The 11,774-nt window shown below is 34.3% G+C and carries 10 protein-coding genes; all 10 read left to right on the top strand.

The window, feature by feature from the left end; translation table 11 throughout:
* Nucleotides 1–779 (top strand): dihydroxy-acid dehydratase (locus WBN21_RS06400; RefSeq protein ID WP_424198556.1); only part of this gene is annotated, 779 nt, incomplete at its 5' end.
* Nucleotides 780–839: 60 nt separating this feature from the next.
* Nucleotides 840–2,573, top strand: coding sequence for a biosynthetic-type acetolactate synthase large subunit (gene ilvB, locus WBN21_RS06395; protein ID WP_424198555.1), 1,734 nt, complete (start codon nt 840–842; stop codon nt 2,571–2,573).
* Nucleotides 2,574–2,700: 127 nt separating this feature from the next.
* Complete coding sequence (ilvN, locus tag WBN21_RS06390; protein ID WP_424198553.1) at nt 2,701–3,234, top strand: acetolactate synthase small subunit; 534 nt, start codon at nt 2,701–2,703, stop codon at nt 3,232–3,234.
* A 19-nt stretch (nt 3,235–3,253) separates the two neighbouring features.
* A complete protein-coding gene (gene ilvC, locus WBN21_RS06385) occupies nt 3,254–4,729 on the top strand; it encodes a ketol-acid reductoisomerase (RefSeq protein ID WP_424198551.1) in 1,476 nt (491 codons plus the stop codon).
* A 120-nt stretch (nt 4,730–4,849) separates the two neighbouring features.
* Nucleotides 4,850–6,115, top strand: coding sequence for a threonine ammonia-lyase IlvA (gene ilvA, locus WBN21_RS06380; protein WP_424198549.1), 1,266 nt, complete (start codon nt 4,850–4,852; stop codon nt 6,113–6,115).
* A 180-nt stretch (nt 6,116–6,295) separates the two neighbouring features.
* Entirely contained in the window at nt 6,296–7,888 is a 1,593-nt protein-coding gene (locus WBN21_RS06375) for an NADP-dependent glyceraldehyde-3-phosphate dehydrogenase (protein WP_424198548.1), read from the top strand.
* A 543-nt stretch (nt 7,889–8,431) separates the two neighbouring features.
* Nucleotides 8,432–9,046 carry a GNAT family N-acetyltransferase gene (locus tag WBN21_RS06370; protein WP_424198546.1) on the top strand — a complete coding sequence of 205 codons (615 nt, stop codon included), beginning with the start codon at nt 8,432–8,434 and terminating at the stop codon, nt 9,044–9,046.
* Between the two features lie 36 nt (nt 9,047–9,082).
* On the top strand, nt 9,083–10,261 hold the full coding sequence (locus WBN21_RS06365; RefSeq protein ID WP_424198544.1) for an argininosuccinate synthase: 1,179 nt from the start codon (nt 9,083–9,085) through the stop codon (nt 10,259–10,261).
* A gap of 1 nt (nt 10,262) precedes the next feature.
* Nucleotides 10,263–11,240 (top strand): N-acetyl-gamma-glutamyl-phosphate reductase, encoded by a 978-nt coding sequence (gene argC / locus WBN21_RS06360; RefSeq protein WP_424198542.1) that lies wholly within the window; start codon nt 10,263–10,265, stop codon nt 11,238–11,240.
* 133 nt (nt 11,241–11,373) lie between these two features.
* Nucleotides 11,374–11,774 (top strand): pyrroline-5-carboxylate reductase family protein (locus WBN21_RS06355; RefSeq protein ID WP_424198540.1); only part of this gene is annotated, 401 nt, incomplete at its 3' end.

Below are 11,774 nucleotides of genomic sequence, written 5' to 3'. Positions count from 1 at the left end.
CACCTTTAATAGCAGATTTAAAACCATCTGGAAAATACTTAATGGAAGATGTTCATGGCGTTGGTGGAACACCAGCAGTTATGAAATACTTATTAGATAATGGTTACTTACATGGCGATTGTTTAACAGTAACAGGAAAAACTTTAGCTGAAAATTTAGCTGATGTTGAGCCACTTTCTTTTGAAAATGATCAAGATGTAATTTATCCAAAAGACAAAGCATTGAAATCTTCAGGGAACTTGCAAATTCTTTACGGAAACTTAGCAACTGAAGGTGCTGTTGCAAAAATATCTGGAAATGAAGGCTTATTGTTTGAAGGAAAAGCTGTGGTTTATGATGGCGAACAAGCTGCTAATACAGGAATTTCAAATGGTGAAGTAGAAAGAGGTGATGTAGTCGTCATTCGTTATGTTGGTCCAAAAGGTGGTCCAGGCATGCCAGAAATGTTAAAACCAACCTCATTAATTATGGGTGCTGGTTTAGGGAAGTCTGTTGCATTAATTACAGACGGACGTTTTTCTGGTGGAACGCATGGTTTTGTAGTGGGGCACATTACGCCTGAAGCACAATCAGGTGGAAATATTGGTTTATTAAAAACTGGCGATAAAATTAAAATTAGCGCTGAAGATAACTCTATTAATGTTTTACTTTCTGATGAAGAATTAGCAGAAAGAAAAGCAAAATGGGTTGCCCCAGCATTAAAACACAAAAAAGGAATATTATATAAATATGCGAAAACAGTAGCATCAGCATCAAAAGGCTGTGTAACTGATTTGTAATAAATAAAAGTAATTGTCATTCCTGCGCAGGCAGGAATCTCATCAATTAAGGTTGAGACTATGAAAACACAAACCGCAAATAAAACACAAGAAGTGGCAGAAAAAACAGAACGTATATCAGGAAGCGAGGCTGTTGTAAGAAGTTTAATTGCCGAAGGCGTTGATATTCTTTATGGATATCCTGGAGGAGCGATCATGCCTGTTTATGACGAATTATATAAATATCAAGATAGAATTCATCATGTATTAACACGTCACGAACAAGGTGCTGCGCATGCAGCTCAAGGGTACGCTCGTATCTCTGGAAAAGTGGGTGTCGCTATGGCAACTTCTGGACCAGGAGCAACCAATTTAATAACAGGAATTGCAGATGCGCAGATCGATTCGACACCGTTAGTATGTATTACTGGTCAAGTATTTTCTCATTTATTGGGAAGCGATGCGTTTCAAGAAACCGATATAGTTGGTATTTCTACACCAGTTACTAAATGGAACTGCCAGGTTACTAAAGCTGAAGATATTCCAGGTGCTATTGCAAAAGCTTTTTATATTGCTAAAAGCGGTAGGCCAGGACCTGTTTTAGTTGATATTACTAAAGATGCTCAGGTTGCTGAGTTAGATTTTCTATACAAAAAATGCACAGGAATAAGAAGTTATAAACCAGTACCTAAAACAAGTCAAGAGACTGTTAACGCTGCCGCGGAATTGATAAATAACGCTAAAAAACCAATGATTGTTTGGGGGCAAGGTGTTATTTTAGGTCAAGCCGAAGGAGAGCTTAAAACGGTTGTTGAAAAAGCAGGAATTCCATCTGCTTGGACAATTCTTGGTGCTTCTGCATTACCAACATCACACCCTTTAAATATTGGTATGGTTGGCATGCATGGTAATTATGCGCCTAATAAACTAACTAATGAATGTGATGTGCTAATTGCTATTGGTATGCGTTTTGACGACCGTGTAACGGGACGTTTGGATGCTTATGCAAAACAGGCTAAAATTATTCATTTTGATATTGATCCAGCAGAAATTAACAAAAACGTTAAAGTTGATGTGGCTGTTTTAGGCGATTCGAAAGAAAGTTTAGCCATGCTTTCAAAAGCTTTAAATAAAAATTCGCACGAGTCGTGGTTAAAAGAATTTAAAGATTTATATGCTATTGAGTTCGAAAAAGTTATAAAGGGCGACCTCCATCCAACAAAAGAAGGGTTGACTATGGGCGAGGTTTTAAATCAAATAAATATTGAAAGTAAGGGTCAAGCAGCCATTGTTTCAGATGTAGGACAGCATCAAATGATTGCTTGTCGTTATGCTGAGTTTAATCAAACTAAAAGTAATATTACTTCTGGTGGTTTAGGAACTATGGGATTTGCACTTCCTGCAGCTATTGGTGCTAAAATGGCAGCGCCAGATCGTGAGGTTGTAGCTATTATTGGTGATGGTGGTTATCAAATGAATATTCAAGAATTAGGAACTATTTTTCAGCAAAAAGCGGCTGTAAAAATTGTGGTTTTAAATAACGAGTTTTTGGGTATGGTACGTCAATGGCAACAGTTGTTTTTCGATAAGCGTTATGCATCAACCGAAATGACAAATCCTAACTTTGTAGCCATTGCAGAAGGTTATTACATTAAAGCTAAGAAAGTAACAAAACGTGAAGAATTGGCAGCGGCTGTAAAAGAAATGATGGCATCGAAAGAGTCTTATTTCTTAGAGGTAATGGTGGAGAAAGAAGATAACGTGTTCCCGATGATTCCTTCTGGGGCATCAGTTTCAGATGTACGTTTAAGTTAAGAATAAATAAAATAGAATAAAGAAAATAGAACAGAGAGTAAAGATGCTTATTGATGTAAGACAGAAATAAAAAGTAGACCATAAACCGTCTTTTTTCTAACATCTTTTCTCTATTATCTTTTGTAAAATGAAAGCAGACATAAAATCATTCACAATATCAGTATACACCGAAAATAATATCGGTTTATTGAATCGTATTTCAGCTATTTTTCAGCGTAGACATATTAATATTGAAAGTTTAACAACATCGCAATCTGAAATTGATGGTGTCAATCGTTTTGTAATTGTAGTTAACATTTGCGAAGACACAGCGAATAAACTTGTTAGGCAAATTGAAAAACAGGTTGAAGCCATTAGGGCGTATTATCATACCGAAGATGAAACTATTTTTACGGAGTCTTGTATGTTCAAAATTAAATCTGAATTGCTTTTTAATGAACCTCAAATTCAGAATATCATTAAAGAAAGTTACGCTAGAATTGTGACTGTAAACAAGGAGTTTTTTGTGCTTGAAAAATCTGGCAGAAGAAACGAAATTGAGTCTTTAAGACGCGATTTAAATGTTTTTGGTATCATGCAATTTGTGCGTTCTGGGCGTATTGCAGTTACAAAAGATGAAATGAAAATATCCGAATTGCTAATAGCATTCGATAACCAATAATAAAACAATTAAATATAAAATGGGAAATTATTTTAACACATTATCGCTAAGAGATAAATTGAATCAATTATCGAAATGTCGATTTATGGATGCTTCAGAATTTACAGATGGCGTATCTGCATTAAAAGGAAAGAAAATTGTAATCGTTGGGTGTGGTGCTCAAGGATTAAACCAAGGGTTAAACATGAGAGATTCTGGTTTAGATATTTCTTATGCCTTGCGTGATGCTGCTATTTCAGAAAAGCGTCAATCTTTTTTAAATGCATCAGAAAACGGATTTAAAGTTGGGAATTACAAAGAGTTAATTCCAACTGCCGATTTAGTATTAAACTTAACACCAGATAAGCAACATACAAATGCCGTAAATGCGGTTATGCCTTTAATGAAAAAAGGTGCGACATTATCGTATTCTCATGGTTTTAATATTGTTGAAGAAGGGATGCAAATTCGTAAAGATCTTACTGTAATTATGGTGGCTCCTAAGTCTCCAGGTTCTGAGGTTCGTGAAGAATATAAGCGTGGTTTTGGTGTGCCAACATTAATAGCGGTACACGAAGAAAACGATCCTGAAGGAAAAGGTTGGGCGCAAGCAAAAGCTTATGCTGTAGCTACAGGTGGTGATAAAGCAGGAGTGTTAGCATCGTCTTTTATTGCTGAGGTAAAGTCTGATTTAATGGGCGAGCAAACGATTCTTTGTGGGTTGTTACAAACAGGTTCTATCCTTTGTTTTAACAAAATGGTTGAAGAAGGTATTGATAAAGGTTATGCTTCAAAATTAATTCAATACGGTTGGGAAACTGTAACAGAAGGTCTTAAATATGGTGGTGTAACTAATATGATGGACAGACTTTCAAACCCAGCAAAAATTAAAGCTTTTGAATTATCAGAAGAGTTAAAAGATATTATGCGTCCATTATTCCAAAAGCATATGGATGATATTATTGAAGGACGTTTTTCTGCTGGAATGATGGCAGATTGGGCTAACGATGATAAGGATTTATTAGGTTGGAGAGCTGCAACTGCTGAAACTGCATTTGAAAAAACACCTGCTGGAAATGTTGAAATTTCAGAGCAAGAATATTATGATAATGGTGTGTTAATGGTAGCGATGGTAAGAGCTGGTGTTGAATTGGCTTTTGAAGCTATGGTAGATTCTGGAATTATTGATGCGTCTGCATACTACGAATCTTTACATGAAACACCACTTATTGCAAACACGATTGCAAGACGTAAATTATATGAAATGAATTCTGTGATTTCTGATACTGCTGAGTACGGATGTTACTTATTTGATCATGCATGTAAGCCATTATTAAAAGATTTCATGAAAAACATCAAAACGGATGTTATCGGAAAGCCTTATGCAAAAGATAACGGTAAAGGTGTTGATAACGCCAAACTTATTGAAGTTAATGCCGCTTTAAGAAACCATCCTGTTGAAAAAGTAGGAACGTTTTTAAGAGGATCTATGAAGGCAATGAAGCCAATAGTATAGCAAAGAGCACAACTAAACTAAACTATATTTTAGAAAACCTGTCGGATGTTATCATTTTAGGCAGGTTTTTTATTTCCACAAATTGTAACTTGCATAGAAGTTAAAATCTAATGAATAAAGATGAGTCAGGAGAAACAAATCTATTTTCCTAGTATAGACAGCGTGAAAGCTGCAGCTGAAACTATTAAAAAAGTATCTTCAGTAACGCCTTTAAATCAGAGTTTAAGGATTTCAAAACAATTTGACGCCAATATTTGGTTGAAACGAGAAGATTTACAACAAGTGCGTTCCTATAAAATTAGAGGGGCTTATAATAAAATTAGCTCGCTATCGTCAGAACAATCTAAAAATGGCGTGGTATGCGCAAGTGCTGGTAATCATGCTCAGGGCGTCGCTTTATCTTGTAAATTATTAAAAATTCATGGTACCATTTTTATGCCTGCACCAACTCCAAATCAGAAAGTGGAACAGGTTAAAATGTTTGGTGAAGATTTTATAGAAATTAAACTTGTTGGCGATACCTATGATGATGCCTATCATGCAGCCATGTTGGAATGTGAAGATTTAGAAAAAACATTTATCCATCCTTTTAACGACCAAAAAGTTATAGAAGGGCAAGCTACTATTGGATTAGAAATTTTAGAACAATCTGAAATCCCTATCGATTATGTGTTTATAGCTATTGGTGGAGGTGGATTAGCATCGGGTTTGTCAACGGTGTTTAAAGCGTTATCTCCAAACACAAAAATTATTGGTGTGGAGCCTAAGGGTGCGCCTTCTATGAAAACATCAATTGCAAATAATAAAAATACAGAGCTAGAAACAATTGATAAATTTATTGATGGTGCCGCCGTAAAACGTGTTGGCGATTTAAATTTTGCAATTTGTAAAGAAAATTTAGACGATATCATTTTAGTTCCCGAAGGAAAAGTGTGCGAAACTATTTTAGAGCTTTATAACAAGGATGCTATTGTTGTAGAACCTGCAGGGGCATTGAGTATTTCGGCTTTAGATTTTTATGCCAAAGACATTAAAGGAAAAAATGTAGTTTGTGTGGTAAGTGGAAGTAATAATGATATTACCAGAACACCAGAAATTAAAGAACGCGCTTTATTATATGCAAACTTGAAACATTATTTTATTATAAATTTTCCGCAACGAGCTGGTGCGTTAAAAGAGTTTGTGGTGGATATTTTAGGAGAAAATGACGACATCACTTATTTTCAATATGCTAAAAAAACCAATAGAGAAAATGGTTCGGCAGTTGTTGGTGTTCAGTTAAAATCTGCTTCAGATTTAGAACCTTTAATTTCAAAAATGAAACAACACAATTTTTTTGGCGATTACCTGAATGATAAGCCAGATTTGTTTCAATTTTTAGTGTAATTTTTTTAATTTTATACTAAATTAAACTTGAAAATCGCGAAATCGTTTGCGTTCCATTTTTGTTATATATTTGAATTTCAGGACGTCATTAAGTGTAATTTTCGTTTAATTTGATTTAAAGAAATTAATCTAAAAAGTTAAAAACCCTAACAGGATTTAGACTTCAGTAAATTCAGAAATATGAAACTTCCTTTTGCAGAAATTCCAGAAGCTTATAAAATAAAATCACTTTTACATCAAACAACCTATTTATCTAATGGTGAATTAAAACATTGGGAAGGTGAAACAGCTGAAGTTTATTCTACTATTTCATCAACCAAAGACTATCAACCAACACTTTTAGGAACGATTCCTCAGTTAGGCGAAAAAGAAGCTTTAGAAGTTCTTGAATCAGCAACTAAAGCTTACGATAACGGAAAAGGTCTGTGGCCAACAATGAAAGTTGCTGATAGAATAGCATGTATGGAAAGTTTTGTAGAAGAAATGAAAACCAAACGTGAAGAAGTCGTAAAATTACTGATGTGGGAAATTGGCAAAAACCTCCCCGATTCTGAAAAGGAATTTGATAGGACGGTCGATTACATTTATGATACTATTGAGGCCTATAAGCAAATAGATAGAGACTCGGCTAAGTTTGAAAAAAACTCTGGCGTTTATGCACATATTCGTCGTGGCCCTTTAGGAGTAGTTCTTTGTTTAGGTCCTTATAATTATCCACTTAACGAAACGTTTACGCTACTTATTCCGGCATTAATAATGGGTAATCCCGTTATTTTTAAACCAGCAAAGCTAGGGGTTTTATTAATTTCTCCATTATTGGAAGCTTTTCAAAGTAGTTTTCCTGAAGGCGTGGTAAATATTGTTTATGGTCGTGGTCGTGTTTTGGCAACTCCAATTATGCAATCAGGAAAAATTGATATCTTAGCATTGATTGGTAACAGTAAATCTGCGAATGCCTTGCAAGCTCAGCATCCAAAAGGAAACAGGCTAAGAATGGTTTTAGGTTTAGAAGCTAAAAATCCAGCCATTGTTTTACCAGATGCCGATTTAGATTTAGCAGTTGAAGAATGTATTGCAGGTAGTTTGTCGTTTAACGGACAACGTTGTACAGCATTAAAAGTAATATATGTTCATGAATCTGTGGTTGAGGAATTTAACAGACGATTTGCTTTTAAAGTAGACCAGCTTAAGGTTGGAAACCCATGGGAATCTGGAGCAAAATTAACACCGCTTCCTGAAACTGAAAAACCAGCTTTTATTCAAGAATTAATTGATGATGCCAAAGATAAAGGGGCAAAAGTTATTAATAAAAAAGGTGGAGAAACGTCTGAAAATTTCATATTTCCGGCTGTTTTATATCCAGTAACTAAAGATATGCGTGTTTTTAAAGAAGAACAATTTGGACCTGTTGTGCCTGTTGTTTCTTTTTCAGATATTGAAGAGCCACTAGATGATATGGCCGAATCGAATTACGGTCAGCAAGTTAGTTTGTTTGGTCAGAATGTTACAACATTATCTCCGCTAATTGACACCTTAGTAAACCTAGTTTGCCGAGTGAATCTAAATAGTTCTTGTCAGCGTGGTCCAGATGTGTATCCGTTTACAGGAAGGAAAGATTCAGCCTATGGAACTTTGAGTGTACATGATGCCTTGCGTTCATTTTCAATTAGGACTTTTGTTGCTTCAAAAGACAATGCCTACAATAATGCTATTTTGAATGAATTATTAGAAAAGAAAACGTCTAATTTTATAAGTACAGACTATATTTTATAGGATTTGATATTTGTTTATTTTAAAGTCGAAATTCAATCCACATAAATTTAAAAAGACGATTCTTTTGAATCGTCTTTTTAATATATTCAAATCTTAAGTTTAATATTAAAAAAATCACGTATTAAAAGTTTGAATTTGAATTATTTAAAGTAAAACTATATAAAAAGCGAGATATTAATAATTTTTACCAAATAGTATATAGTAAATACGGCTTTTTTAAAAAAAAATATTAGTTTTACATTATGGAAAATATAAATAAAATACGTTACGTGTTCCGCAGGTTGCCAGCAAGCAACCCCCGCCGCCGCTTTTAATCTTCATTTAAAGCAAATCTAGTACGTAATTTTAATTTTTTCATAGTGTCCAAAATTTTATTCATTGCATTTCAAAATCAAGTTAATTTAATTATTAACCAAGCTTCTATTATGCGTCGTAGATTTCCTCGTCGCCCGTAAGGGTATGCAATAATTTATTGAACTAGGTGAGTCCAGTTCTGCTTTTAGGAAAAATTAGAATAATTGACATCAAAAAAACATAAAGGAAATGAAGGTTGTAATAGCCGATAAATCACATATTAAATACGCAGAATTAATCTGTGAAACCATTGCTGAATCTGCTGCCGTTAGAGGTACTGGTATTGCCAGACGTACGCCAGAGTATATTGCTACCAAAATGGAAAACGGAAATGCCGTTATTGCATTAGATGGTGATAAATTTGCAGGGTTTTGTTATATCGAAAAATGGGGTCATGGTAAATTTGTTGCTAATTCTGGACTTATTGTACACCCAGATTACAGAGGTGTTGGACTAGCAAAAAAAATTAAGCATAAGGTTTTTGAACATTCTAGAAAAAAATTCCCAGATGCAAAAATATTTAGTATTACCACGGGTTCTGCAGTTATGAAAATGAATAGCGATTTAGGTTACAAGCCTGTTGTTTTTTCAGAATTAACCGACGATCAAACCTTTTGGGATGGTTGCCAAACTTGTAAAAACTATGATGTTTTAACTCGTACTAATCGAAAAATGTGTTTATGTACGGGCATGTTATATGATCCGAATGCTAAAAAAGGTGATATAAAGAAAGTAAAGGATAAAACATTTCAAAGATTAAAAAGTATAAAAGAAGCGTTATTCCTTAAAAAAGAAAAAAAATAATTTACCGCATTTGCGGAAATAGAAAAACATAATTCAATGAAAAAATTAGTTATAGCTTATAGTGGCGGATTAGATACATCGTATTGCGCTGTAAGTTTATCAAAAGAATATGATGTGCATGCAGTAAGTGTAAATACAGGTGGATTTACCAAAAGGGAAATTAGTCATATTGAAAGTAACGCCTATAAAATGGGAGTTTCAACATATAAGAATATAGATGCAGTTGCCACTTTTTACCAAAAAGTAGTAAAGTATTTAATTTTCGGAAACGTGTTAAAAAATAATTCTTACCCATTATCAGTAAGTGCCGAGCGTATTATTCAAGCTATTGAAATTGTAGAATATGCTAAAAGTATTAATGCAGAATATATAGCTCATGGTAGTACTGGTGCAGGAAATGACCAAGTGCGATTTGATATGATTTTTCAAACTTTGGCACCAAATATTAAAATTATTACGCCTATTAGAGATGAAAAATTAACAAGGCAGCAGGAGATTGATTACCTGAAAGTAAACGGCATTGATATGTCTTGGGAAAAGTCAAAATATTCTGTAAATAAAGGACTTTGGGGAACAAGTGTTGGTGGTGTTGAAACTTTAACTTCAGATAAACCATTACCAAATGAAGCTTACCCTTCGCAATTAAAACATGCCGAAGATGAAAAAGTGAAATTAACTTTTTTAGAGGGCGAATTAGTTGCTGTAAACGGTATAGAAAATGATCCAGAAATAAATATTGAAGTTTTAAACAATTTGGCTTCACCTTATGCTATTGGTAGAGATATTCATGTTGGTGATACCATTGTTGGAATTAAAGGACGTGTTGGTTTTGAAGCCGCCGCCGCTTTAATTACCATTAAAGCACATCACTTATTAGAGAAGCATACATTAACAAAATGGCAATTACAACACAAAGAATATTTGTCTAGTTTTTACGGCATGCATTTGCACGAAGGGCAATATTTAGATCCTGTTATGCGAAATATTGAGGCCTTTTTACAAAGTAGTCAAGAGATGGTAAGTGGTGATGTAACTGTTACGTTAAAACCTTATCACTTCTCGTTAGATGGTATAGTTTCAAAGCATGATTTAATGAGCGCTAAGTTTGGAAGTTATGGTGAAGAAAATAAAGCTTGGACTGCCGATGATGCTAAAGGATTTATTAAAATTCTTGGAAATCAGAACAAAATATATCAACAGGTAAATTCGAAATAAAATGATACAAGTTGGAATTATTGGCGGAGCAGGATATACGGCTGGAGAATTAATTAGATTACTTATCCATCATCCTAATGCAGGAATTAATTTTGTTTTCAGCACATCAAACGCGGGAAACAAGATTAGTAAAGTGCACCAAGATTTAGTTGGGACTTTAGATTTGGAATTTACAGATACCGTGAATCCTGATGTGGATGTGTTGTTTTTATGTTTAGGCCATGGTAATTCGGTTAAGTTTTTATCTGCCAACACGTTTTCAGATAATACGAAGATTATCGATTTAGGAAACGATTTTAGATTGGAAGCTGACAAGGTTTTTAAAGGTAAAACGTTTGTTTATGGTTTGCCAGAATTACAGAGAGAAGCTATTAAAAAGGCTAAATATATTGCTAATCCTGGATGTTTTGCAACAGCTATTCAATTAGGATTATTGCCATTAGCAGATAAAGGTTTGTTGAAAAAGGATGTGCATATTAATGCGGTTACAGGCGCCACTGGAGCAGGAACATCATTGTCTGAAACCACCCATTATACCTGGAGAGATAATAACTTTTCGTATTATAAACCGTTTACACATCAGCATTTAGGAGAAATTAATCAAACTGTAATTCAGCTACAAAATAATTTTGCTTCTGAAATTATTTTTATGCCAAATAGAGGTAATTTTTCGAGAGGTATTTTTGCTACCATTTATACAGATTTTGAAGGCACGGTTGAAGAAGCAAAGTCGATCTATAAAGCATTTTATAAAGATGCTAAATTCACTTTTGTTTCGGACGAATTTTTACATATGAAACAAGTAGTGAATACTAATAATTGTTTGGTACATTTACATAAACACAAGGGTAAATTATTAATTACCAGTACGATTGATAACTTATTGAAAGGTGCTTCTGGTCAGGCAGTTCAGAACATGAACTTGATGTTTGGTTTAGAAGAAACAACTGGCTTAGGGTTGAAAGCAACTTACTTTTAGTCTGGAAAAAAACAGCAAGTATGCCCGCGTTAGGGATTGTAGCGGCATCCTTTTTTGAGGCACGAGAAAAAGATATAGCGGAAAGCCCGACCCTTGTGGTAACGCAGAAATAAAAATATTTAAAAAATTAGTTATGAAAATAGCCATAATTGGAACAGGAAATTTAGGAAGTTCGATTGCAAAAGGACTTATTAAGAATGAGTCGTTTACACAGTTGTATTTAAGCGATAGAAATACGAAGGCTGTTAATAGTTTTGAAAGTGTAAAAAATGTTTTCATTACAAGCGATAACGAGTTGGCTGTTGAGAATTCAGATATTGTGCTTTTTGCTTTGCAACCAAAACATATTGATGCGGTTTTGGAAAGTGTGAAATCTAAAATTACTGATAATCATATTGTGATGTCGGTTGCGGCAGGTGTTGATACGGCTAGGATTGAAAGGATTTTAGGGGTTGATAAAAAAATAATTAGGATAATGCCTAATACGGCCATTTCGATAGGAAAATCAATGACCTGTATTGCGGCTAATAAAGC

This window comes from Algibacter sp. (assembly GCF_049667265.1).
In the GTDB taxonomy this organism is placed as follows: domain Bacteria; phylum Bacteroidota; class Bacteroidia; order Flavobacteriales; family Flavobacteriaceae; genus Algibacter_B.
The sequence above is the reverse complement of the archived record's forward strand: the minus strand, read 5'-3'. Positions and strand labels throughout refer to the sequence as shown.